19 protein-coding genes are annotated in these 24,254 nt (G+C 68.1%); 13 read left to right on the top strand and 6 right to left on the bottom strand.

Annotation, left to right across the window (positions count from 1 at the left end; genetic code table 11):
• Window positions 1-7 precede the first annotated feature (7 nt).
• The 3 genes from ACIRG5_RS13060 to pdhA are packed head-to-tail and all read right to left on the bottom strand — an operon-like array spanning window position 8 to window position 3,626.
• Entirely contained in the window at window positions 8-1,390 is a 1,383-nt protein-coding gene (locus tag ACIRG5_RS13060; protein ID WP_402904281.1) for a dihydrolipoamide acetyltransferase family protein, read from the bottom strand.
• Window positions 1,391-1,404: 14 nt separating this feature from the next.
• Complete coding sequence (locus ACIRG5_RS13055; protein WP_189157420.1) at window positions 1,405-2,430, bottom strand: alpha-ketoacid dehydrogenase subunit beta; 1,026 nt, start codon at window positions 2,428-2,430, stop codon at window positions 1,405-1,407.
• Window positions 2,430-3,626, bottom strand: a complete 1,197-nt coding sequence (gene pdhA / locus ACIRG5_RS13050; RefSeq protein ID WP_319976474.1) for a pyruvate dehydrogenase (acetyl-transferring) E1 component subunit alpha — start codon at window positions 3,624-3,626, stop codon at window positions 2,430-2,432. Before pdhA ends, ACIRG5_RS13055 begins: the two co-directional genes overlap by 1 nt.
• 355 nt (window positions 3,627-3,981) lie before the next feature.
• Here pdhA and ACIRG5_RS13045 point away from each other — a divergent pair, with 355 nt between their 5' ends.
• From ACIRG5_RS13045 to ACIRG5_RS13010, 8 genes are all read left to right on the top strand, one after another.
• Window positions 3,982-5,400: a M20/M25/M40 family metallo-hydrolase gene (locus ACIRG5_RS13045; protein WP_402904275.1), complete on the top strand. Its 1,419-nt coding sequence runs from the start codon at window positions 3,982-3,984 to the stop codon at window positions 5,398-5,400.
• A 78-nt stretch (window positions 5,401-5,478) separates the two neighbouring features.
• Window positions 5,479-8,133, top strand: coding sequence for an MGH1-like glycoside hydrolase domain-containing protein (locus ACIRG5_RS13040; RefSeq protein WP_402904273.1), 2,655 nt, complete (start codon window positions 5,479-5,481; stop codon window positions 8,131-8,133).
• Window positions 8,134-8,374: 241 nt separating this feature from the next.
• On the top strand, window positions 8,375-9,193 hold the full coding sequence (locus ACIRG5_RS13035) for an ABC transporter substrate-binding protein (protein WP_402904270.1): 819 nt from the start codon (window positions 8,375-8,377) through the stop codon (window positions 9,191-9,193).
• A 71-nt stretch (window positions 9,194-9,264) separates the two neighbouring features.
• Window positions 9,265-10,062: an amino acid ABC transporter permease gene (locus tag ACIRG5_RS13030; protein WP_402904267.1), complete on the top strand. Its 798-nt coding sequence runs from the start codon at window positions 9,265-9,267 to the stop codon at window positions 10,060-10,062.
• On the top strand, window positions 10,059-10,826 hold the full coding sequence (locus ACIRG5_RS13025; RefSeq protein WP_402904264.1) for an amino acid ABC transporter ATP-binding protein: 768 nt from the start codon (window positions 10,059-10,061) through the stop codon (window positions 10,824-10,826). Before ACIRG5_RS13030 ends, ACIRG5_RS13025 begins: the two co-directional genes overlap by 4 nt.
• Window positions 10,827-10,835: 9 nt before the next feature.
• The gene (locus tag ACIRG5_RS13020) at window positions 10,836-12,944 is read left to right on the top strand and encodes a hypothetical protein (protein ID WP_402904261.1); all 2,109 of its coding nucleotides are present in this window, start codon (window positions 10,836-10,838) and stop codon (window positions 12,942-12,944) included.
• Window positions 12,945-12,997: 53 nt separating this feature from the next.
• Window positions 12,998-15,115 carry an NEW3 domain-containing protein gene (locus ACIRG5_RS13015; protein ID WP_402904258.1) on the top strand — a complete coding sequence of 706 codons (2,118 nt, stop codon included), beginning with the start codon at window positions 12,998-13,000 and terminating at the stop codon, window positions 15,113-15,115.
• A gap of 11 nt (window positions 15,116-15,126) precedes the next feature.
• Complete coding sequence (locus ACIRG5_RS13010) at window positions 15,127-16,026, top strand: ROK family protein (protein WP_402904255.1); 900 nt, start codon at window positions 15,127-15,129, stop codon at window positions 16,024-16,026.
• Here the strand turns inward: ACIRG5_RS13010 and ACIRG5_RS13005 are convergent.
• A complete protein-coding gene (locus ACIRG5_RS13005; protein ID WP_402904252.1) occupies window positions 16,014-16,793 on the bottom strand; it encodes a LamB/YcsF family protein in 780 nt (259 codons plus the stop codon). The genes ACIRG5_RS13010 and ACIRG5_RS13005 overlap by 13 nt on opposite strands.
• Before the next feature lie 97 nt (window positions 16,794-16,890).
• Between ACIRG5_RS13005 and ACIRG5_RS13000 the strand changes: the two genes are divergently transcribed.
• The 5 genes from ACIRG5_RS13000 (at window position 16,891) to ACIRG5_RS12980 (ending at window position 21,739) form a co-directional block, all read left to right on the top strand.
• A complete protein-coding gene (locus tag ACIRG5_RS13000) occupies window positions 16,891-17,577 on the top strand; it encodes a GntR family transcriptional regulator (RefSeq protein WP_319976464.1) in 687 nt (228 codons plus the stop codon).
• Window positions 17,578-17,681: 104 nt separating this feature from the next.
• Window positions 17,682-17,948, top strand: a complete 267-nt coding sequence (locus tag ACIRG5_RS12995) for a DUF3311 domain-containing protein (protein WP_402904249.1) — start codon at window positions 17,682-17,684, stop codon at window positions 17,946-17,948.
• On the top strand, window positions 17,948-19,582 hold the full coding sequence (mctP, locus tag ACIRG5_RS12990; RefSeq protein ID WP_402904246.1) for a monocarboxylate uptake permease MctP: 1,635 nt from the start codon (window positions 17,948-17,950) through the stop codon (window positions 19,580-19,582). Before ACIRG5_RS12995 ends, mctP begins: the two co-directional genes overlap by 1 nt.
• 70 nt (window positions 19,583-19,652) lie before the next feature.
• Window positions 19,653-20,900 (top strand): hypothetical protein, encoded by a 1,248-nt coding sequence (locus ACIRG5_RS12985; RefSeq protein ID WP_402904243.1) that lies wholly within the window; start codon window positions 19,653-19,655, stop codon window positions 20,898-20,900.
• Window positions 20,897-21,739 (top strand): septum formation family protein, encoded by an 843-nt coding sequence (locus tag ACIRG5_RS12980; RefSeq protein ID WP_402904241.1) that lies wholly within the window; start codon window positions 20,897-20,899, stop codon window positions 21,737-21,739. Before ACIRG5_RS12985 ends, ACIRG5_RS12980 begins: the two co-directional genes overlap by 4 nt.
• A 282-nt stretch (window positions 21,740-22,021) precedes the next feature.
• Here the strand turns inward: ACIRG5_RS12980 and ACIRG5_RS12975 are convergent, their stop codons facing one another.
• Together ACIRG5_RS12975 and ACIRG5_RS12970 are read right to left on the bottom strand one after the other, a co-directional pair.
• Window positions 22,022-22,231, bottom strand: a complete 210-nt coding sequence (locus ACIRG5_RS12975) for a hypothetical protein (RefSeq protein ID WP_330271874.1) — start codon at window positions 22,229-22,231, stop codon at window positions 22,022-22,024.
• 73 nt (window positions 22,232-22,304) lie between these two features.
• Entirely contained in the window at window positions 22,305-24,116 is a 1,812-nt protein-coding gene (locus ACIRG5_RS12970; RefSeq protein ID WP_402904238.1) for a phosphoenolpyruvate carboxykinase (GTP), read from the bottom strand.
• Window positions 24,117-24,254: the final 138 nt, after the last annotated feature.

Raw genomic sequence — 24,254 nt, 5'->3', positions numbered from 1 at the left:
AACAACCTCAGTAGGTCATCGCGATGCCCGGCTCTGCCAGCAGAGCGCCGACGTCGGCCAGGAACTGCGAACCCTGCTGGCCGTCGACCACGCGGTGGTCGAACGACAGCGCGAGCTGGCAGATCTTGCGGATCTTGATCTCGCCGTCGACCACCCACGGCATGTCGCGGATCGCGCCGAGGGCGAGGATCGCGGACTCGCCGGGGTTGAGGATCGGCGTGCCGGTGTCGACGCCGAAGACGCCGACGTTGGTGATCGTGATGGTGCCGTTCATCATGTCGGCCGGCGACGTCTTGCCGTCACGGGCGACCGTGGCGAGCTCGTCGAGCGCCACCGCGAGTTCCTTCAACGACATGCGGTCGGCGTCGCGGACCTTCGGCACCACCAGGCCGCGCGGCGTGGCGGCCGCGATGCCCAGGTGGACGTAGTCCTTGTAGACGATCTCGTTCGCCGCCGCGTCCCACGTCGCGTTGACGTCCGGCGTGCGACGGGCCGCGAGGATGATCGCCTTGGCGCAGAACGCCAGCGGCGTCAGCTTCACGCCGCGGAACTCCGGCGCGTTCTTCAGGCGCGCGCGCAGTTCCATCATCGGCGTCACGTCGACCGTCAGGAACTCGGTGACGTGCGGCGCGGTGAACGCGCTGTCCACCATCGCCTGCGCGGTCGCCTTGCGGACGCCCTTGATCGGCACCCGGCGCTCGCGCGAGCCGTTGTCCACGTAGGACGTTGCCGGAGCGGCGGCGACCGGGGCTGCCACCGCGGTTTCGACGTCCTCCCGCGTGATCACGCCGTTCGGGCCGGAGCCCGTGAGCGCGTGCAGGTCGACGCCGAGGTCCTTGGCCAGCTTGCGCACCGGCGGCTTGGCCAGCGGCACGTACCCGCCCGGCGTCTGCACGGGAGCGGCGACCACGACCGGAGCCGGGGGCGCCACAACCGGAGCAGGAGCGGGAGCGGGCGGGGTCACGACCGCCGCGGCCGGAGCAGCGGCGGGCGCGTCCTTGCGGGCACGGCGCTTCGCGGCGCCGGACTTCGGGCCGTAGCCGACGAGCGTCGCGATGCGCCCGCCCGGCATCTCCTCGCCGATCTTGCCGGACGAGGTGCCGTTCGCCTCCGCCGCAACGGGAGCGGGAGCGGCCGCGCCACCGGGGTCGGTGTCGATCGTGATGATCGGGACGCCGACCTCGACGGTCTGACCGGGCTCCGCGAGGAGCTCGGTCACGACGCCCGCCCACGGGCAGGGCAGCTCGACGGCGGCCTTGGCCGTCTCGATCTCGACGATGATCTGGTTGACCGTGACGGTGTCACCCGGCTTCACGTGCCAGGTGAGGATGTCGGCCTCGGTCAGCCCCTCTGCCGTGTCGGGCAGGGGGAACTGCTTGAACTGCGGCATTTCCGGTTGTCCCCTTACCAGGCGAGAGAGCGGTCGACGGCGTGCAGCACCCGGTCGAGGTCGGGGAGGAACTCCTCCTCGAGCTTCGAGGGCGGGTACGGGGTGTCGAAACCGGTCACCCGCAGCACCGGTGCCTGCAAGGAGTAGAAGCACTCCTGCTGGACCTTGGCTGCAATCTCGCTGCTGATCGAGGACTCGGACGGCGCCTCGGACACGACGATCAGACGGCCGGTGCGGCGCACCGAGTCGTAGACCGGCGCGAGGTCCAGCGGCGACAGCGTGCGCAGGTCGATGACCTCCAGCGACGTGCCGTCCTCCGCTGCCGCGTTGGCCGCGTCGAGCGAGGTGCGGACCATCGGGCCGTACGCGACCAGCGTCGCGTCCGTGCCGGAGCGCAGCACCCGCGACTCGAACAGCTTGCCGGGCTGGGCCGTGGTGTCGACCTCGCCCTTCTCGTAGTAACGACGCTTGGGCTCGAAGAACAGCACCGGGTCGTCGCTGTCGATCGCCTGCTGGATCATCCAGTACGCGTCGGCCGGGTTCGAGCACGAGACGACCTTGAGGCCGGCGGTGTGCGCGAAGTACGACTCCGGCGACTCCGAGTGGTGCTCGACCGCACCGATGCCGCCGCCGAACGGCACGCGGATCACGATGGGCAGCTTGATCTTGCCCTGGGTGCGGTAGTGCAGCTTCGCGACCTGCGACACGATCTGGTCGAAGCCGGGGAAGATGAAGCCGTCGAACTGGATCTCGCACACCGGGCGGTAGCCGCGGATCGCGAGGCCGACGGCGGTGCCGATGATGCCGGACTCCGCGAGCGGCGTGTCGAGCACGCGCTGCTCACCGAAGTCCTTCTGCAGGCCGTCGGTGATTCGGAAGACACCGCCGAGCTTGCCGATGTCCTCGCCCATCATGATGACCTTGGGGTTGGCCTCCATGGCCGCCCGCAGGCCCATGTTCAGAGCTTTGGAGATGGTGAGCGTCTGCACCGGGGAAGCCGGGGCAGCGGCCGTGGAACGGTCCATGGTCGGAGCAGCCATCAGTGCTCACCTCCAGCAAAACCCGAGACGTAGTCGAGGAATTCGTCGCGCTGCGCGTCGAGGACGGGGCTGCCCTCCGCGTACACGTTGCTGAAGATCCGTTCAGCGGGCGGATCGGGCATGTTCGTGCAGAACTCCCGCAGTTCCTCGCCCAGCTTGTCGGCGTCGGCCTCGACGCTGTCGAAGAAGTCGTGGTCGGCCCACTGCTGGCGGACCAGGTAGACCTTCACGCGCTCGATCGGGTCCTTGAGCTTCCACATCTCCAGCTCGTCCGACAGGCGGTAGCGCGTCGGGTCGTCGGAGGTGGTGTGCGCGTCCATCCGGTAGGTGAACGCCTCGATCAGGATCGGGCCGTTGCCGTGACGGCACTCGTCCAGCGCCCACTTCGTCACGGCGAGCGTCGCGAGGACGTCGTTGCCGTCGACGCGGATGCCGGGGAAGCCGTAGCCGCGGGCGCGCTGGTACAGCGGCAGGCGCGACTGGCGCTCGGTGGGCTCGGAGATGGCCCACTGGTTGTTCTGGCAGAAGAAGACGAGCGGCGCGTCGTAGACCGCGGCCCACACGAAGCCCTCGTGCACGTCACCCTGGCTGGTCGCGCCGTCGCCGAAGAAGCACATGGTGGCTTCGCCCTCGTCGTCACCGACCTTGCCGTCGAACTTCTGGCCCATCGCGTACCCGGCCGCGTTGAGGACCTGGTTGCCGATGACGATCGTGTACGGGTGGAAGCGCTTCTCGACGGGGTCCCAGGTGCCCTGGTCCGTGCCGCGGAAGATACCGAGCAGCTCGGTCGGGTTGATCCCGCGCGTCCACGCGATGCCGTGCTCGCGGTAGCTCGGGAACGCCATGTCCGTCTGACGCATCGCGCGGCCGGCGCCGATCTGGGCCGCCTCCTGGCCGAGCAGCGGCACCCAGATGCCGAGCTGGCCCTTGCGCTGCAACGCGTTCGCTTCGCGGTCGACCCGGCGGATCAGGACCATGTCGCGGTACAGACCGCGCAGTTCCTCCGCCGAGATGTCGATGTCGAAGTCGGGGTGCTGGACCCGCTCACCCTCCGGGGTGAGGAGCTGCACCAGGTCGGCGCCGCCCTCGTCGGTCGCTCGCAAGCCTGCGATCACCTGCTCCGCTGTCGGTTTTGCGGCAGTGGCGGCCGGCGCTGCATCCGGCTCAGGGTGCGTCCATTGCTCAGGGGACGACATGCGCCTTCTCCTCTGTCTACTCCGACCGCCTGATCGCTCGTGACGACCTCGTGCGGCGACGTCGGCGGTCGCCGCCAACCCTGTGGGGCCGGAGGCAGCCGTCGACGGTGACGGTGGCTTACGACCACATCCTGACACGGCCTCACCCGAGTTGGTGAGACCCGTCCCACTTCGTAACACACGAGTCAACGTTCTGATCAGCGACAACAGTCGGAGGTTCGACCTTTTGTCCTCCGACTAGGCCGTCCGACTACCGGACGCCGCTGTCCCGGTTACCGATCGTTAACTTAGCTGCGGGCCTCAGGTGAAGAGCCTAAGCACGCGAGCAGAGGCGGAGTCGTGACAGGATCGAGAGGTGGACCGCTCAGTTGTGACCAGCACCGTCAGGACGCTCTGGGACGACGACATCGTCCCGAGCCTGTCTCAGCTCGTCGCCGTACCGGCGATCTCGCCCGCGTTCGATCCCGCCTGGGAAGAGCACGGCGAACTGGCCGCCGCGATCGAGCACGTGCGCCTCTGGATCGACTCCCGGAACCTTCCTGGAGCGACCCTCGAAGTCGTCCAACTGGCGGGACGCACGCCGCTTCTCGTGGTCGACGTGCCCGCGTCCGGTAACTCGGGCGACGACACGGTGTTGCTCTACGGACACCTCGACAAGCAGCCCCCGGTGGGCGGCTGGGGTGAAGGGCTCGGGCCGTGGACCCCGGTTCTGCGTGACGGACGTCTCTACGGACGCGGCGCGGCCGATGACGGCTATTCCGGATATGCCGCGATTGCCGCTATCGAGGCCGTGCGCGCCGCGGGTGGTTCGCACGCCCGTTGCGTCGTGCTGCTGGAGACCGGCGAGGAGTCGGGTTCGCCCGATCTGCCCGCCTACCTGGAGCACCTCTCCTCACAGCTGGGTCGCGTGTCGCTCGTCGTCTGCCTGGACTCCGGCGGCTCTGACTACGACCGCATGTGGCTGACCACGTCGCTGCGCGGGTTGGTGCAGGTCACGGCCACCGTGCGGGTGCTGGACGGTGGACTGCACTCGGGTATGGCGTCGGGCATCGTGCCGTCGTCGTTCCGCATCGCCCGCGCGTTGCTGGACCGGATCGAGAACTCGGAGACCGGTGAGATCCTCGTGCCGGAGATGCACGTCGAGATCCCGGCCGGGCGGCTGGCCGAGGTCCGCGAGGCCGTGGAGGCCGCGCCGGGTGCGCTGTGGGGTGCGGTGCCGCGCGTCGGCGACCTGGAGCCCGTGTCGTCCGACGAGGTCGAACTGGCCCTGAACTCGGGGTGGCGGCCGACCCTGTCCGTCACCGGTGCCGAGGGTCTGCCGTTGCCTGACGACGCCGGCAACGTGCTGCGGCCGTTCACCTCGCTGGTGCTGTCGTTCCGCCTGCCCCCGACGGCCTCGGCCGCCGCGGCGCTGGAGGCGGTGCGCGAGAAGCTCACCACCGACGTGCCGTACAACGCGACCGTGGAGCTCTCCCGGGTCGAGTCGGCCGACGGCTGGAACGCGCCCGAGCTGGCCCCCTGGCTGTCCGCGGTCCTGGACGAGGCGGGCAAGGAGATCTTCGGCGCGCCGTGGCGGACCGTGTCGCTGGGCGGCTCGATCCCGTTCATGGGGCTGCTGCACGAGGCGTACCCCGAGGCCCAGTTCGTGGTGACGGGCGTGATCGGTCCGGACTCGAACTGTCACGTGCCGGACGAGTGGCTGCACCTGGCGCACGCGGCTCGGGTCACCGAGGCGATCGCGCTGGTGCTCGACTCGCACTCAAAGCAGGCCTGACCCGTCTTTTAGTGAGGAATCACTCAGACAAGACCTGGACCCCACCAGCCGTCCTACCAGGTGTCCCACACTGGGGCGATGGGCGAACAAGCGGAACGGGCGCGTCTCGCGGAGTCGGACACACCGACTTCGCCGTGGCGGCTGTGGGGGCCGTACCTCTCGGGTCGCCAGTGGGGCACGGTCCGCGAGGACTACTCGCCCGAGGGTGACGCGTGGGCGTCGTTCCCGTTCGACCACGCCCGTGCGCGCGCCTACCGGTGGGGCGAGGACGGCATCGCCGGCATCTGCGACGTGCACGGGTTCATGAACTTCGCGATCGCCCTGTGGAACGGCAAGGACCCGATCCTCAAGGAGCGGTACTTCGGCCTCACCAACGACGAGGGCAACCACGGCGAGGACGTCAAGGAGCACTGGTGGGTGACCGACGGGACGCCCACCCACTCCTGGATGCAGGTGGTCTACCGGTATCCGCAGCGCGAGTTCCCCTACGGCCAGTTGCGGGAGATGGCGCGCAACGCCGGCCGGGAGAACCGCGAGCCTGAACTGAGCGACACCGGGGTGCTCGACGAGAACCGGTTCTTCGACGTCCAGGTCACCTACGCGAAGGCCGACACGGACGACATCTGCGTCGAGATCAGCGCCACCAACCACGGGCCGGAGGACGCGCCGCTGCACCTGTTGCCGCAGCTGTGGTTCCGCAACACGTGGGCGTGGGGGCGGGACCAACGGCCGTGTCAGCTCGTTGCGAGCACCACCACCGGACGCAAGGTCACGGCTGACCACGGCAACCTCGGCCGGTACACGCTGCACCTGGACGACTCGCCGTCGATGCTCATGACGGACAACGAGAGCAACGAGATGTCGCTCTTCGGGGCCGAGCGCAACCCGTCGCCGTGGGCCAAGGACGGCATCTGCAACTACGTGGTGCACGGCAGCACGTCCACGTGTCAGGTCGTGGGACCGGACGACCCTGGTGCGTCCGGCACGAAGTTCGCGGCCTGGTACTCGTTCGATCCGGTGGAGCCGGGCGAGACGGTGACGATCCGCGTCCGGCTCGTCGGCGGCGACGGGCACCTGGACCCGTTCGGACCGAGCTTCGAAGAGACCATGAGCGCCCGCAAGCTCGAAGCCGACGAGTTCCACGACGCCATCGCGCCGGACACGAGCCCCGAGGAGAAGCACGTGCTGCGGCGCGCGCTCGCGGGTCTCATGTGGACGAAGCAGCACTACCGGTTCCGCACGCGTGACTGGCTGGACGGCGACCCGACCAAGCCCGAGGCGCCGTCGAGCCGAAGAACGCCCGAGGCGCGCAACGTGCACTGGCGGCATCTCGACGTCGCCGACGTGATCTCGATGCCGGACGAGTGGGAGTACCCGTGGTTCGCGGCGTGGGACCTCGCGTTCCACACGATCCCGTTCACCCTGGTCGATCCCGCGTTCGCGAAGGAACAGCTGCTGCTGTTCTGCCGTGAGTGGATGATGCACCCGAACGGCCAGATTCCCGCCTACGAGTGGGAGTTCGGCGACGTCAACCCGCCGGTGCACGCGTGGGCGGCGTTGCAGGTCTACCGCGCGGACGGCAGCAGGGACCGCGGGTTCCTCGCCAAGATCTTCCACAAGCTGCTGCTCAACTTCTCCTGGTGGGTCAACCGCAAGGACGCCGACGGCAGCTACCTGTTCGAGGGCGGGTTCCTCGGCATGGACAACATCGGGCCGGTCAACAGGTCCGAGCCGATACTGGGCGCGTGGCGGCTGGAGCAGTCCGACGCCACGTCGTGGATGGCCGCGTACAGCCTGCACCTCATGCAGATCGCGCTGGAGCTGGCACGCGACGACGAGTCCTATGAGGACGTCGCGACGAAGTTCATCGAACACTTCCTGTCGATCGCGGAGGCGTTCACGCACTTCGGGTCGAACGGACGCGGAATCTGGCACGACGAGGACGGTTTCTGCTACGACCGCGTCTCGCGACGCCACCCGGACGGTCACGTCGAGTCCGAGCCGGTGCGCGTGCGGTCGATGGTCGGCCTGATCCCGTTGCTCGCGTCGGCCGTTCTCGAACCGTGGGTGCTCAGCGACCTGCACGGGTTCACCAGTCGACTGGAGCACCTGCTCAAGCGCCGGCCGGAGCTGCGGCAGTTCATCACGTTCCACTACGAGCGCGGCGCGTTCGTGTCGTTGCTGGACGAGAGCAAGCTCAAGCGCGTCCTGCACCGGATGCTCGACGAGCAGGAGTTCCTGTCGCCGCACGGCATCCGGAGTCTGAGTGCCGCCCACCGCGAGGGCCTCGAGGTCAACGTCGCCGGCCAGGACCACCGCATGGGGTACGAGCCCGGCGAGTCGCACACGCCGATGTTCGGCGGCAACTCGAACTGGCGCGGCCCGGTCTGGCTGCCCACCAACGCGCTGCTGGTGGAGGCGCTTCGCACCGTCTGCGCGTTCCACGACGGCATGTTCCAGGTCGAGATGCCGACGCACTCCGGCCGCTGGGTGACCGCGGGCCAGGTCGCGGACGAGCTCTCCGACCGGCTCGTCGGCCTGTTCCTGCCCGACCACGACGGGCGCAGACCCTCGGACGGCAAGCGGATCGAGGCCTCCGAGTCACCCCTTTGGCGCAGGCACGTCACCTTCAGCGAGTACTTCGACGGGGACACGGGTGAGGGCCTCGGGGCCACGCACCAGACCGGCTGGACCGCGCTGGTGGCGGGTCTGCTGACCGAAAGAACACGCTGACCAGCACCGTCGTGATCAAATCCTGATCAAGGACACGCTCGCGGATGGTTATCATTCGTGCGCAATACGTGAAGACGTTGTGTGATCTGGGCCAAATCGCGCAAGATTCTGTGCCCGACAGACTGATTTGACGCAAGAACATTGCAAGGCAGTGGCCTGTAACACCCACGTGCTGTCCACCGCGTCACCCGAGTGGCAGGATCCCGTTCACTCGTCCGCGACAGTTACGAGGAGTGACGCAGTGGCTCGTCGATCCAGGCACGTGCTCGCCCTGCTGCCCGCAGCGGCCCTAGCGCTGACCGCGCTCGCCGGTTGCGCGACGAGCACCAACAGCGGTGGTGGCACCACCGACGGTGGTATCAAGCTTGTCAAGGAAGGCAAGCTCGTCACCTGCACCCATCTGTCCTACAAGCCGTTCCAGTACACCGACGGCGACAAGACGGTCGGCTTCGACGTCGATCTGGTCGACCTGATCGCCGACGAACTGAAGGTCAAGCAGGAGATCTTCGACACCCAGTTCGAGACGATCACGTCCGGCGCGAGCTTCAACGCGAACCAGTGCGACGTCGCCGCGGCCGGCATGACGATCAAGGAAGAGCGCAAGCAGGCGATCGACTTCTCCGACCCGTACTTCGACGCCACGCAGGCGCTGCTGGTCAAGAAGGACTCGCCGATCAAGGCGCTGGCGGACCTCAAGGGCAAGAAGATCGGTGTCCAGCAGGACACGACCGGTGAGATCTACGCGAACGACAACAAGGCCGCCAACGGCTACGAGGTCATCCAGTTCGAGGACCTCCCGCTGATGGAGACCGCCGTGCGCACCGGCGCCGTCGATGCCGCGATCAACGACAACGGCGTGCTCTTCGACTACGCCAAGGAGTTCCCGGACACCACGGTCTCCGCCGAGTTCAACACGAACGAGCAGTACGGCATCGGCGTCAAGAAGGGCAACACCGCGCTGTTGACCAAGGTCAACGAGGTGCTGAAGAAGGCCAAGGAAAGCGGCAAGTACGACGAGATCTACGAGAAGTGGTTCGGCAAGAAGCCGGAGAAGAAGTAGCTCTCCAACGACGGGGCGGCGGATGACGCCGCCCCGTTCGTGTCCGAACCGAAGCCGCTAGGAGTCACACCATGGCGCTGTCCAAGCGCAAGCGGGCCGAATACTTCCGGTACTCGCAGTACACGCTGCTCGTCGTCGTCGCCCTGGTGATCGCGTTCCTCGCCGACTGGGAACAGATCCGCACGGCGTTCTTCAACTTCAAGACGATGGGGGAGATGTTCCCCAACGTCATCACCATCGCGTTGAAGAACACCCTCATCTACACGGCGCTCGGATTCGCGTTCGGTCTCGCGCTGGGCCTGGTGCTCGCGCTGATGAAGCTCTCGTCGATCGCGCCGTACCGCTGGATCGCGACCGTCTACATCGAGTTCTTCCGCGGCATCCCGGCACTGCTGGTGTTCATCGGTCTCGCGTTCGGTGTGCCGCTCGCGTTCCAGATCCAGTTCGACATCTACTCCACGGTCATGCTGGCGCTCGGCATCGTCGGTGCCGCCTACATGGCCGAGACCATCCGCGCCGGCATCCAGGCCGTGCCCAAGGGGCAGGTCGAGGCCGCGCGCTCGCTGGGCATGTCGCAGGGTCGCGCGATGATCACCATCGTGATCCCGCAGGCCTTCCGGATCATCCTGCCGCCGCTGACCAACGAGCTGATCCTGCTGACCAAGGACTCCTCGCTGATCTACATCATCGGACTGGCCCGCGACCAGTACGAGCTGACGAAGTTCGGGCGGGAGACGCTGAGCCGCAGCCCGTCGCTCACCCCGATCCTCGTCGTCGGTCTGTGCTACCTGATCATCACGTTGCCTCTCGGGTACCTGTCGAGGTACCTGGAGCGCCGCTCCGGCGGAAAGAAGGTGTCCGTCCTGTGAGCGACATTTCCGTTGAGATCACCGGGCTGAAGAAGTCGTTCGGCTCGTTGGACGTCCTCAAGGGCATCGACGTCACGGTCAACCGCGGTGACGTGGTCTGCATCATCGGCCCGTCCGGCTCCGGCAAGTCGACGTTGCTGCGCTGCGTGAACCTGCTGGAGGAGCCGAACGGCGGCAAGATCGTCGTCAACGGCGCCGAGCTGACCGACCAGGACGTCGACATCGACCTGGCACGCACGAAGATCGGCATGGTCTTCCAGTCGTTCAACCTGTTCGCGCACCTGAACGTCCTGGCCAACCTCACCGTCGCGCAGCGCAAGGTGCTCAAGCGCGGCGAGAAGGAGGCGCAGGAGATCGCCCTGCGCAACCTGGACCGGGTGGGTCTGAAGGAAAAGGCCAACGCGATGCCCGCGCAGCTCTCGGGTGGCCAGCAACAACGTGTGGCGATCGCCCGCGCGCTGTCGATGGACCCCGAGGTCATGCTGTTCGACGAGCCGACCTCGGCGCTCGACCCCGAGCTCGTCGGTGACGTGCTGGGCGTGATGCGCCAGCTCGCCGACGAGGGCATGACGATGCTGGTCGTGACGCATGAGATGCAGTTCGCCCGCGAGGTCGCCGACAAGGTGATCTTCATGGACGGCGGCTACATCGTCGAGGAGGGCCCGGCGGCCGAGGTGATCGGCAACCCGCAGGAGGCGCGCACTCAGGAGTTCCTGGCCCGCGTGCTCGACCCGACGCACCACGGCCCGCGCGACCCGGCCTAGCCTGGTCTGGTGGCGAGGGGGAAAGTCGCCGCGGCGGACGTGCTGCGGGGGCTGTTGGGGGAGAACGAGAACTCCGGTGGTGGCGGGTGGAGGTTGCCGCGGCGCAGGCCGAGCACCCCACCCGTCATCCACGTGGTGGACCGGGTGGTCACCGGCGTGCTCGACCTGCGCGCGGTCGACGTGCCCTACCTGCTGGAGTTCGAGCGCTGCCAGTTCGAGGCGGCGCCGGACCTGCGGCAGGCGAACCTGGCCGGCATCTCGTTCACCGACTGCGACCTGCCCGGTCTTGAGGCGCGCAACCTCCACAGCGGCAACGACGTCTCGTTGCTCGGCTGCCGCGTCACCGGGCTCACCGACCTGACCGATGCCGAGATCGCGGGCTCGGTCCTGTTGCGGGACACCAGGTTCAGCCTTCCCGGCGGACTGTGCCTGCACGGCGACCGGTTGACGATCGCCGGCGCGCTGCTCGGGTTCGGCATCCACACCGAGGGCGAGATCCGGCTGGCGGGTTCGCGCATCGGCGGCAACGTCAACCTCGGCAGCTCCGTGCTGGAGAACGCCGACGGCTTCACGTTGAACGGCAACGGCATGCAGGTCGGCGGCAACTTCCTCGGCGCGTTCACCTCGCACGGCGTGGTGTTCCTGTCCAACTCCCGGATCAGCTCCACGTTGTCGCTGAGCGGCGCGATGCTCTCGCGCGGTTCCGACTTCGCCGACAGCAGCGACCCGCACGACGACCCTTCGGCGACGCTGATCCTCGACCGCGTCGACGTCTCCGGCGACCTGGAGCTCGACCGCGGCTTCACCAGCCAGGGCACCATCCGCGCGGTGAACGCGAAGATCGGCGGCACGTTGTCGCTGGCAGACGCCGTCATCGACGCCGTCTCGCCGCCCGCCGTCGGCACCGACCCGACCGGCTCGGGCCGCGCACTGCACGTCGACGGCGCGGAGATCGGCGGCGACGTCGTCGGCCGTGGTGTGAAGATCAAGGGCCAGCTGCGCATGGTCGACACGCACGTGCGCGGCAGCATCACGATCGAACGGGCCACTGTGGACAATCCGGCCGCGGATGCCGTGCTGGCCAACCGTTGCCAGATCGGCAGCAACTTCGTCGTGCGCGAGTCGGAGGTCTCCGGCGGCCTGGAACTGCGCGGCATCACCGTCGGCGCGAACCTCGACCTGCGCGGCAGCCGGTTGATCAAGCCGGGCAAGTACCGGCACCAGCCGCGCGAGAAGCCGTCGCTCGACATCGGCGGCGCCACGATCGGCCGCGACCTCATCTGCGCGCGTGGCGACAAGGAGTTCGTCGCACATGGCGGCGTGCGCTGCCGTCGCGCGGTGATCGGGCGCATGGCGAACTTCAACGGCGGAGTGCTCGGTTACAAGCTCGACAGCCACGCGTTGAACGCCATGGGCATGCAGGTGCAGGAGCTGATGCTCAACGTCGTGTCACCGCCCAAGGGCCTGGTGACGCTGCGGCAGGCGCGTTGCACGTCGTTGGACGACAACGAGAACTTCTGGAACACCACCGGTTTCATCGACCTCGACGACTTCCGCTACGACTCTCTCGCGTACCCGATCGACCTGCGCGACGACGACCAGGTGCAGCAGCGGTTGCGCTGGCTGCGGCAGGCGATGCGGCGCAGCTACCACCCGCGCCCGTACGACCAGTTCGCCGAGATGCTGACCGCGGCCGGCAACGAGGAGCACGCCTCGACCGTGCTGATCGAGAAGCAACGCCTGCGGTACAAGGCCGTTGCCGAGGGCATGCGGTTCTTCGGCCCGTTGGTGCTGCTGTGGAGCTTCCTGCAGCGGTCGATGGTCGGCTACGGCTACCGCCCGGCGCGCGCCCTGGGGTGGCTGATCGCGGCATGGGTCGTCGGCAGCATCTGGTTCCAGGTCAAGGGACCGCTGATCGAGATCAACGACGACGACCACCTGCCGTGGAACGCGTGGCTCTACACGATCGACCTGGTGGTGCCGATCGTCGACTTCGGCAACAAGAACCGCTGGCAGACGCCGGGAGCGTCGCAGTGGATCGCGTCCGGGCTGATCGTGATGGGCTGGGTGCTGGCGACGACCGTGGCGGCCGGTCTGACCCGGATGCTGAAGCGGTAGAACTCCACCATCGGGGTATTTCGCCTCGTGGTGAACGGTGGTGCGATCTTGTGGTGATCGCCGCCGAGTCCACCGAGCTGTTCGTCGGGCCTCGGACCGCGCTGCTGCAGGTGGTGCGGCTGACCTCGCCCGCGGTGGCGGGGCCGGTGCACGCGCACGTGTCCGGGCCCGGCCTGCACTCGCCGCGGCACGGCGGATCGCTGGTGCTGGGACCGTTCGGCTACGAGCTCGGCGTCGACGTCTCGGCGCATCAGCCGGGCGCCGTGGTGCCCGCTCAAGCCGTGATGCGGTCCGCCGCCGGCGAGGAAACGTGCACGTTCTCGCTGGTCGTGGGCTCGCCGGGGTGGACAGTGCACCTCGTCGGGCACGTCGCGGGCGACGCGCCGTTCGCTGCTCTTCGCGCCCATCTGGACCTGGCGCTGACCGATCCCGCCTACCGGTTCGCCGTGACGTCGGTGGAGTTGCTGCAGCCGTACTGGGACACGTTCCCGCAGCACCGTTCGCTGCTGTTGCGGCTGATCTCCGAGGGGCGGGTCGAGGTCGTCGGGTCCGAGTCCAATGTGGTCGGTGTGGCGCCGGTGCTCTCGTCGCTGCCGTCCGGTCTGCCGCTGACGGCCTCGTCGCTGGGCGAGGCCGAGCGGTCGGTCTACTCGGCGTTCCTGGAACTGCGGTCCGGTGTTTCCGCTCCGCACGTGATGCTGCCGGTCGGTGGCGCTCGGGATGCGCCGAATCCGTGGGTTACTGCTGTCCACCACGACTGGAGCGCGCGCTACACGTGGCCGCGGATCGTATGCTCGTTGCCGCGTGACTACTACGTGCGCGGGTCTGCGCCCGTGCCACCTGCTTCGGCGGACGACTCTCCTGCTGCCGTGTTCGCCCGGCTGACCGGATTGCCCTTTCCGCACGCCGCACTGGAGCGTGCTGCCCTCGCACACCCTCGCGAGGCCTTCGACCTGCGGTCCGAGGTCGTGTCGCGTTCTCTGGCCGCGTTGACGTCCACTGTGGACTCCTTGGTCACCGTCTGGAATCCGTTGTCCTCTCCCTGCACCGACATCGTGTCCGTGCATCTGCCGTCTGCTTTGAACGTGCACGTGGAGCTCGACGGTGTGGTGCTGCCGACGTTGGTCGACGGTGTGACCGTGACGTTCTTGGCGCGCGATGTGCCCGCACGCGGGTGTTGCACGTACGAGTTGGTCGAGGACGACGTCGACCATGGCTGGAAGCGCGGCTACGGCAACGAGATCGCCTCCACTCACTACGTCCTGTCGTACGACCCGGTCGCTTCTCTCGTCGCCGTGGACGGATCTGCTCAGGAGACGCCCCGTCTGATCGGTCCTGTCAGCGTCTGGCACAGCGAGGTCGGCGAGAAGATGGTCGGGTCCACGACCTTCACGCTGTGGAACGACGTCGATCACCTGGGTCCTTCCTCGTTGTTCGGCGTGCTGGGGTCTCCTGGGACGCCGCCGTCGGTTGGGCCGCTGGGCCCTGTCTCACCTGCCGTGACGCCGGTGTTCGCGCGCTACTGGCTGCACGAGCCCGCGCCGTTGGGCGGCCTGCCCGCGAACGTCCGGCTCGAAGTGCTCGGCCCGACGCGGCTGCGGGTGGTGGCCGTGTCGGACGGCCCGGCGTTCTCGGGCGTCGTCCGCCTCTCGCTGCCCAACGGCTGGTCGGCGTCGTGGGACTCGCTGCCGGTGTCGCTTCCGGCAGGCGGTCACGTCTTGGCCGAAGTGGACCTGGTGCCGCCGCGCACGCCCGGCTGCCACCCGGTGCGCGTCACGCTGGAGGGGCTGCCGTTCGAGGTCTACGACATCGCGCTGCTGACGGTTCCCGAATGGGACGACGACCCCGTCGAGGTCCTGTGGGTGGCCTCGGCACCGTCGGTCGTGTCGGTCGGACCAGGGGAAACGTCGTCGCTTCAGGTGGTCGTGGCCTCCGGCGCGCTCGGCGACCTGCCGGTGCAGGCCCGTCTGCTGTCGCCGCGTGAGTCGTGGGACTTCGCCGGCCCGTTCTGCGTGGGCGGCCTGCTCCCCGCTCAAGGCCGTCTGCCGCTCGAGTTCACCGTCGCGGCGCCGCCCTGGGCCACGCCGGGCACCTGGTCCGCCGTGGTCCGCGTGACCGCCGGCGAGTTGGTCAGGACCACTGCGCCCATCCGCCTCGAAGTGGCTGGTTAAGCTGCGTCACCGTGACTGATCTGGTGCTGGCACTGGACTTCGGCGGCACCAAGATCGCCGCCGCCCTGGTGGACCCCCGCGGCTCGGTGGTGCGCTCCTCGCGCGTGCCGACGCCGTCCGAGAACCCTTGGGACGCCGTCGTTTCGGTGATCTCGTCGGTCGTTCAGGACGCGGCTGTCGCCAGCGTCGGCATCGCCTCGGCCGGCCCCTTGGACGCAGTCGCCGGCACCGTCTCGCCGATCAACGTGCCGTCGTGGCAGGAGTTCCCGCTGCGGTCGTCGGTGGCGTCGCTGTTCCCCGGCGTTCCGGTGGAACTCGCGGGCGACGGCGTGTGCATGGCGCTGGGCGAGCACTGGCGCGGTGCCGGCCAGGGCAGCACGTTCATGATCGGCCTGGTCGTGTCCACCGGCGTCGGCGGTGGGCTGGTGCTGGACGGACGGCCGTTCGGCGGCCGCACCGGCAACGCGGGACACATCGGCCACATCGTCGTGGAGCCCGACGGCGATCCCTGCACGTGCGGCGGCCGCGGCTGCGCGGAGACCGTCGCGGGCGGCCCGCGCATGGTCGACTGGGCGCGCCGCAAGGGCTGGCAGGCACCGGACGGCGCCGACGCCGCCCTGCTGGCCGCCGCCGCGATGTCCGGCGAGGAGATCCCGCTGGAGGCGTTCGAACGCGCCGGCCGGGCCGTCGGGATGGCGATCGCCGGTGCGGCCGCGGTGTGCGACCTGGAGCTGGCGGTCATCGGGGGCGGAGTGGCGCAGGCGGGGGAGCTGCTGTTCGAGCCGGTGCGACGGACGTTGAAGACGCATGCCGGGCTGTCGTACCTGGCCGGGCTCGAGGTGCGGCAGGCGGAGCTGGGCGGCGAGGCCGGACTGGTGGGCGCCGCCGCGCTGGTCCGTCAGACCGCCTGACGGGTGTGCCGCAGCGGCGACTCCACGCGGCCCACCGCGACGCCGGCCGCCTCCAGGGCCGCACGAACCGTGCGAGCGATCTCCACCGCGCCTGGCGTGTCTCCGTGCACGCAGAGGGAATCGGCCTGGATCCGCACCGGACGACCGGAGACGCTGCGAACCCACCCCTCCGTCGCCAGCTGCACGCACCGGGCCGCGATCTCGGCCGGATCGCGCAGCACGGCTCCCGGCTCGCCGCGCGGCACCAGGGTTCCGGACGCCGTGTAGGCGCGATCGGCGAACGCCTCGTGCCACACCCGTAGTCCGGCGACCGAGGCCCGCTTCAGCCAGACCGCGCCCGGTGGGCCGAGGACGGCGAGCGTCGGGTCGAACAGCCGGACCGCGTCGACCACCGCGTCGGCCTGGGCCTCGTGCCGGACAAGGGTGTTGTAGAGCGCGCCGTGTGGTTTCACGTACGAGACGCGGGTGCCAGCGGCTCGGGCGAACGTTGCCAGCGCGCCCAGTTGGGCCAGGACCTCGTTGGTCAGGGTGTCCGGGGCAACGTCGATGAACCGGCGGCCGAAGCCCGCCAGGTCGCGGTAGCCGACGTGGGCACCCACCGCGACGCCCGCAGCGGCGGCCAGCGCGCAGGTCTCACGCATCGTGTCGGCGTCGCCCGCGTGGTAGCCGCAGGCGATGTTCGCGCTGGTCACGACGTTCAGCAGTGCCTTGTCGTCGCCGAGGGTCCACTGGCCGAAGCCCTCGCCGAGATCCGCGTTCAGGTCCATGGACGTCCTCCCAGGCGCGCTCGTTTTGTTGGATCGTGGGATTGTTGAACGATTCTACGATAGTGCAATAGAACGATCCTGCAAATAGACTGCCGAGGTGACCGAGACGTGGGTGTCGACGCTGGCTCAGGGCAAGGCCGATCTGGAGCGCGCGAGCACCGCGCAGAAGGTCGCCGACATGCTGCGCGAACGGGTGCTCGACGGTGAGCTGGAGCCGGGGCTGCGCCTGAGCGAGGAAGCGATCGGCGGCGCGCTGGGCGTCAGCCGCAACACGCTCCGCGAGGCGTTCCGGCTGCTCACGCGCGACCGGATCCTGGTGCACGAACACAGCCGCGGCGTCTTCGTCCGCCGCCCGACCGGCGACGACGTGCGCGACCTCTATGCCGCACGCCGCGTGATCGAGTGCGGCGCCCTCCGCCGGTGGAACGACGTCAGCGAGAAGCAGCGGGAAGCCGTGCGGACGCCGGTCCGCCAGGCCGTGGCGCGTGCGGAGAAGAACGACTTCAGCAAGACCGGCACCGCGAACATCCAGTTCCACCGCGGCATCGTCGGCCTCGCGGGCAGCGTCCGCCTGAGCGACGAGTCCGACCGGCTCTTCGCCGAGCTCATGCTCGCGTTCCGCGTCGCGCACGAGGTGGAGGCCTTCCACCAGACCTACCTGCCGTGGAACCGCAAGATCGTCGAACTGCTGAACGACGGCACGGTCGAGCAGGCGGTCCAGCAGCTGGACGAGTACTTCGACGCAGCCGAACAGGACCTCGTCAGCCGCCTGACGGCGGATTAGTCCAAAGAGAACGTTAAGTCGAAGGCAACGATTGCGATCACGAGGCTGACGGCACTCTTCATCAGGCCTAACATCCGCGCAACACCGCGTACACGGAGGCCACCATGCCGTCGGAGCACAAGACCGGCTTGCGCTGGAGCAACTGGAACCTGCTGCTGATACTTCCGCTGTTCATGCTCATCACGCCGTGGTTCAACCAGGACGAACCCAGGATCCTCGGGCTGCCGTTCTTCTACTGGTACCAGTTCCTGTTCGTCCCGCTCGGCGTCGTGTGCGTCGGCCTGGTCTACGTGAAGACCAAGGACAAGGCCGTGGTCACCGGCAAGCCGGACAAGCTCGGCGTTGACGACCTGGACGAGGGAGCGAACTGATGCAGTGGACCGAGCTGATCGTTTTCAGCGCTCTCTTCCTGCTCGTCACGGTCATGGGCTTCGTGGCGGCCAAGTGGCAGAAGGGCGACACTCTCGAACATCTCGACGAGTGGGGTCTTGGCGGTAGAAAGTTCGGCAGCTGGATCACGTGGTTCCTGGTCGGCGGTGACCTCTACACCGCCTACACCTTCGTCGCGGTGCCGGCGCTGATGTTCGGTGCGGGCGCGCTCGGCTTCTACGCGCTGCCGTACACGATCATCCTGTACCCGCTGGTCTTCCTGCCGCTGGTGCGCATGTGGTCGGTCAGCCGCGTGCACGGCTACGTCACGCCCGCCGACTTCGTGAAGGGCCGCTACGGCTCGCACTGGCTGGCGCTGATCATCGCGGTCACCGGCATCGTCGCGACCATGCCGTACATCGCGCTGCAGCTAGTCGGCCTCGAAGCAGTGCTGCGCAGCATGGGCCTCAACGGCTCGGGCATCCTCGGCCACCTGCCGCTGTTCATCGCGTTCCTGATCCTCGCGCTCTACACCTATCAGTCAGGTCTGCGGGCGCCGGCATTGATCGCGTTCGTCAAGGACATCCTGATCTACCTGGTGATCCTGGTGGCGATCATCTACCTGCCCTCGAAGTTCGGCGGCTGGGGCGAGATCTTCAACGACGCGCAGGCCAAGTTCGACGCCACGCCGAGCAAGACCGACGGCATCCTGCTCACCGGCACCAACCAGCTGCAGTACGCCACGCTGGCACTGGGCAGCGCGCTCGCGCTGTTCCTCTACCCGCACTCGCTGACCGGCATCCTCGCGAGCCGCGGCCGCAACGTGATCAAGCGGAACATGGTCGCGCTGCCCGCGTACTCGCTGCTGCTGGGTCTGCTGGCGCTGCTGGGCTTCGTCGCGATCAGCGCGGGCACCAAGCCGATCGTCAACCAGGCGACCGGCCGTCCCGACACGAACACGATCGTCCCCGAGCTCTTCGGCGCGAACTTCCCGTCGTGGTTCGCGGGCATCGCGTTCGCGGCCATCGGCATCGGCGCGCTGGTGCCCGCGGCGATCATGTCGATCGCGGCGGCGAACCTGTGGACGCGCAACATCTACAAGGAGTACGTGAAGAAGAACGCCACCCCGGCGGAGGAGGCCAAGCAGGCCAAGCTCGCCAGCCTGGTGGTGAAGTTCGGCGCCGTCGCGTTCATCGTGTTCGTCGACCCGCAGTTCTCGATCGACCTGCAGCTCATCGGCGGCGTCATGATCCTGCAGACGCTGCCGGCGGTCGCGATCGCGCTCTACACGCGCTGGTTCCACGTGTACGGCCTGGTCGCGGGCTGGGTCGGCGGCATGGGCTACGGCATGTGGCTGCTCTACAACATCGGCAACCCGGCCGTCGGCAAGTCGCACTTCGCCGGTTCGGCACTGCCGCTGGGCAACATCTCGATCTTCGGCTGGCACCCGTTCGGCGCCTCGACGACGCAGATCTACGTCGGCATCGTCGCGCTGTTCGTCAACCTGCTGGTCGCGGTGATCGTCACGCTGATCGCCAAGAGGGCCAAGGTCTCCAACGGCGTCGACCACACCGACCCGTCGGACTACCACGTCGACGAGGACAACCCCAGGGTCAAGCCCATCGCCACCCACTGAGACGCAAGCGTCAACACCATGGGCCACCCGTCGGTTACGGCGGGTGGCCCTTTGCGTTGAGATTGACCCCGTGAAAACCATCGCCGGACTGGTCGGTCTGACCGCACTCGCCCTCACCCTGAGTCCTGCCGTCGCCCACGCACAGGACGCGAACTGCTACGACACCACCGTTCCGCTGACCGTCGAGGAACAACGGCTCGACGACACGCTGGTCGCGGGCGGCCCCGCCGTAGGTCCCGCGCTCGTGCAGCTGGCCGGGTTCGACGGCCGCGTCACGGACTTCACCTCCAGGCTCTGCCGCCAGATCGCGCCGAAGCAGGCGCAGCAGTTCGTGCAACGCGAGGGCAACGCGCTGTGGAAAGCCGCTGTCGCGCGCGCACAGAGCACAACACCCGTGACACACGACGCTTACGACGACCGTCCGCTCTACTGGGCACGGCTGCAGCTCAGCTCCGCGCTGCGCCAGTGGACGCCGCGGTTCGCCATGGCGCCCAACGACCGCGCGAAGCTGATCCAGCAGTTCGACTGGGCGTCCAGGGGTCTGAGCGACTCGGCGTTCCCCAGCAAGCCTGGCGTGCGCAAAATCGCGGTGACCGGCTTCGACCCGTTCCAGCTCAGCGGCGTGAACGTGCGGCGCGCCAACCCGGCCGGCGCGGCGGCGTTGCAGCTCGACGGCCGCGAGATCTCCACGCCCAGCGGCAAGGTCGTGCTGCAGGCCGCGGTGCTTCCGGTGCTGTGGGGCGGTTTCGACGAGGGCGTCGTCGAGCAGTTCTACGGATCGGCTCTCCAGCAGAAGCCCGACGCGTTCGTGACGATCAGCCAGGGCAGGCCGGGCCGCTTCGACGTCGAACGGTGGGCGGCGCGCTGGCGTGGTGGCTTCGCGGACAACAACGAAGTCGGCTCGTTCGGCAGCGTCCCGAACGCGGCGGGCTGGCCGCAGCCGGCGAACGAGTTCATCGAGACCTCGCTGCCGTTCCAGAAGATGATCGACGCGGGCACCGGCCCGTTCACCGTGAACTTCAACCGGGCCTTCTGCGAGTGGGTCGTCGTCGGTTCGCAGCAGTCGTGCCGCACGGACGAGCCGACGCCGGGCAGGGTCGCGGCGTCCGGCGGCGGCGGTGACTACCTCTCCAACGAGAGCATGTACCGCGCCAACCGGCTGCGAATCGGTTACGGCGCAACGAATGTCCTCGGCGGACACCTGCACACGCCGGTGCTCGGGCAGCCGGCCGACCCGGCCGCGTTGACCGATTCCGCCTTCGAAAAGCAGCGTCGGGACATCGCCGATCAGGTCAAGGCCCTAGTCTCTGTGGTGTGACTCGTGTGCGGCTGGCGGTGGCAATTGTCCTGAGCGCGTTGACGCTGTCCGCGTGCGCGATTCAGGTGGGTGGGCAAGCGGTCCCGGGCCCCTTGCCGTCCACGGCCTCCGCCTCCGCACCCACCCTGCCCAAGGCGGGGCAGTGCATGAACGCCTACGAGCTGAAGGTGCTGCAGTGCACCGAATCGCACGAGGCCGAGGTCATGAGCGTCGGTGAACTCACCGGCCTGTCCTCGACCTATCCGGACACGCAGGCGCTGCGCAAGGCCGCGCTCCCGCCGTGCCGCCAGACGCTCAGCGAGTACCTGGGCGGCGGCGACTCGGACTCGACGCGCCTGCGGGTCTGGGCGTTCTGGCCGAACGAGCAGGGCTGGAAGGACGGCCAGCGCTGGCGGCTGTGCACCGTCGTGGAGATCAGCCCCGACGAGAAGCCGCTGGCGCGCAAGGGTTCCGTGAAGGACGTGCTGAAGAACAACGGCTTCAGCACCTTCCAGACCTGCACCCAGGGTTCGCCGTCGAAGGACCAGGAGGTCAAGGTCGTCGCCTGCAACACCCCGCACCTGGCAGAGGCAGTGCCCGCCGGTGTCGTGTCGCTCGGCAAGTCGACCGACCCCGCTCCGTCCAAGGAGCAGATGAACACGCTCGCGAACGACAAGTGCACCAAGGCCGTGCACGACTACCTGGGCTCGACCAAGCGCACCGACGTGTTCCCCGCGTGGCGCAACCCCGGTTCCCAGGCCTGGTCAGAGGGCTGGACCAACGCCGTCTGCTACGCGGAGGCCACCAAGGTCTTCAACAGCACCCTCCTCGGCATTCGGGACAACCCGCTCCCGAACTGACCCGGCGACGACGACCATCAGCACGGCGGCCAGGGACAGCACCAGCATCGCGATTCCTGCGATCCCCACGGCACACCTCCCTACCGTCCGGTGACGATCTTTGTGATCGCCATCACACACCTAAGACGTTCCCGGCAGGGGCCAGGTTCATTCCTGGAGCAAGACTTTTTCAGGACGCGCGGAGAAGTCCCCAGGCTTGTCCACAGCTATCCACAACGTGTGCACAAGTCCGTCCACATCTGTGGACAACTTCGTCTCAAGTGGACGATGAGCTGCGCTGATTCAGAGAAAATTGCTGCACAGGACCACACCGGCGACCACGCCGATGGCTAAACCGAGGCCGAACACGAGCACGTAGCGCCATCGCGACGGACGGGCCGGCGGGGCGGGCGGCACCGGGTAGTAGCGCACGATGCCCGTCGTCGGGCCGACCTCCACATCGCGCTTCGAGCCGTCGAAGTTCAGGCCGCCGAGGAAGTCGTCTCGCGTCACACGATCAGTAGTACCTCAAAAAGATGACCCAGCGGTCGCCGTTGACCGCTGGGTCATCACGAACACCCGAGAACTAGCCCAGGCGCTGCTTCAGGTTCGCCAGCTCGTCGCGGAGCGTGGTCGGGACCTTCTCGCCGATCTTCGCGAACCACTCCTCGACCAGCGGGATCTCGGCGCGCCACTCGTCGGCGTCGAACGCGAGCGAGGCCTCGATGTCCTCACGCGACGCGTCCAGGCCTTCGAGGTCCAGGTCGGCCGCGGTCGGCACGTAGCCGATCGGGGTCTCCTGGGCGGCGGCCTTGCCTTCGAGGCGCTCGATGGCCCACTTCAGCACGCGCGAGTTCTCGCCGAATCCGGGCCACAGGAAGCGCTTGTCCTCGCCGCGGCGGAACCAGTTGACGTAGAAGATCTTCGGCAGCTTGTCGGCGTCGGCGCGCTTGCCGAGGTCGACCCAGTGCTGGAAGTAGTCGCCGGCGTTGTAGCCGATGAACGGCAGCATCGCCATCGGGTCGCGGCGGACGACGCCGGTCTTGCCGACCGCGGCGGCCGTGGTCTCCGACGACAGCGTGGCGCCCATGAAGGTGCCGTGCTGCCAGTCGCGCGACTCGGTGACCAGCGGGATCGTCGTGGCGCGACGGCCACCGAAGAAGATCGCCGAGATCGGGACGCCGTTCGGGTCCTCCCACTCCGGCGCCTTGATGTCGCACTGCTCGATCGGCGTGCAGTAACGGGAGTTCGGGTGCGAGCTGAGCTCCTCGCTGTCCGGCGTCCAGTCCTGGTGCTTCCACGAGGTGAGGTGGGCCGGGGGCTCGCCCATGCCCTCCCACCAGATGTCGCCGTCGTCGGTCAGCGCGACGTTCGTGAACAGCGAGTTGCCCTTGGCGATGGTGCGCATCGCGTTCGGGTTGGTGTGGTAGTCGGTGCCGGGCGCGACGCCGAAGAAGCCGTTCTCCGGGTTCACCGCGTACAGGCGGCCGTCCTCACCGAAACGCATCCAGGCGATGTCGTCGCCGAGCGTCTCGACCTTCCAGCCGGGGATGGACGGCTCCAGCATGGCGAGGTTCGTCTTGCCGCAGGCCGACGGGAACGCGGCGGCGATGTAGTACGCCTTGTTCTCCGGCGAGGTGAGCTTGAGGATCAGCATGTGCTCGGCGAGCCAGCCCTCGTCGCGCGCCATGGCCGAGGCGATGCGCAGCGAGTAGCACTTCTTGCCGAGCAGGGCGTTGCCGCCGTAGCCGGAGCCGAAGCTCCAGATCTCGCGGGTCTCCGGGAAGTGCGAGATGTACTTGGTGTCGTTGCACGGCCACTGCGCGTCTTCCTGGCCGGGCTCCAGCGGAGCGCCGAGCGAGTGCAGCGCGGGGACGAACGGAGCGTCCTCACCGAACAGCTTCAGCGCCTTGGTGCCCATGCGGGTCATGATGTGCATGGAGACGACGACGTACTCCGAGTCGGTGATCTCGACACCGAGCATCGGCTTCTCCGCGTCCAGCGGGCCCATGCAGAACGGGATGACGTACATCGTGCGGCCACGCATGCAGCCCCGGTAGAGCTCGGTCATGATGGCCTTCATCTCCGAAGGATCCATCCAGTTGTTCGTCGGGCCCGAGTCCTCCTCGCGCACGGAGCAGATGTAGGTCCGCTCTTCCACGCGCGCGACGTCCGTCGGGTCCGAGGCCGCCCAGAACGAGTTGGGCTTCTTCTTGAGCGGCACGAACGTGCCGGCGTCGACGAGCTTCTTCGTGAGACGGTCCCATTCGCCCTGAGACCCGTCAGCCCAAACAACCTCGTCGGGGCAGGTCAGCTCAGCGACTTCCTGAACCCATGCGAGCAGACGCGCGTGGTTGGTAGGTGCGTGTTCGAGACCGGGAATGGTCACTGCCGTCATCTCGTCTCGTCTCCTGACTGAACGCCTCGGCAACCCGAGCACGTGGTGGTCCGGTGCAGGACTTCGTCGTCCTCGGGAATAGCTCACGACGCCCGGTGGGGCCGGGCGTACGTGGAAGGGGATGGACCGAGGTTAGCC

It is taken from the genome of Lentzea sp. NPDC102401, from assembly GCF_044765805.1.
In the GTDB taxonomy this organism is placed as follows: domain Bacteria; phylum Actinomycetota; class Actinomycetes; order Mycobacteriales; family Pseudonocardiaceae; genus Lentzea; species Lentzea sokolovensis.
Note: the sequence above shows the minus strand (reverse complement) of the source record. Positions and strands in the feature narration are given on the sequence as shown.

Coding starts and splice junctions, on each gene's coding strand:
- ACIRG5_RS13060 (WP_402904281.1), bottom strand. CDS start 1,390: ATGCCGCAGTTCAAGCAGTTCCCCCTGCCCGACACGGCAGAGGGGCTG.
- ACIRG5_RS13055 (WP_189157420.1), bottom strand. CDS start 2,430: ATGGCTGCTCCGACCATGGACCGTTCCACGGCCGCTGCCCCGGCTTCC.
- pdhA (WP_319976474.1), bottom strand. CDS start 3,626: ATGTCGTCCCCTGAGCAATGGACGCACCCTGAGCCGGATGCAGCGCCG.
- ACIRG5_RS13040 (WP_402904273.1), top strand. CDS start 5,479: ATGGGCGAACAAGCGGAACGGGCGCGTCTCGCGGAGTCGGACACACCG.
- ACIRG5_RS13030 (WP_402904267.1), top strand. CDS start 9,265: ATGGCGCTGTCCAAGCGCAAGCGGGCCGAATACTTCCGGTACTCGCAG.
- ACIRG5_RS13005 (WP_402904252.1), bottom strand. CDS start 16,793: ATGGACCTGAACGCGGATCTCGGCGAGGGCTTCGGCCAGTGGACCCTC.
- ACIRG5_RS12995 (WP_402904249.1), top strand. CDS start 17,682: ATGCCGTCGGAGCACAAGACCGGCTTGCGCTGGAGCAACTGGAACCTG.
- mctP (WP_402904246.1), top strand. CDS start 17,948: ATGCAGTGGACCGAGCTGATCGTTTTCAGCGCTCTCTTCCTGCTCGTC.
- ACIRG5_RS12970 (WP_402904238.1), bottom strand. CDS start 24,116: ATGACGGCAGTGACCATTCCCGGTCTCGAACACGCACCTACCAACCAC.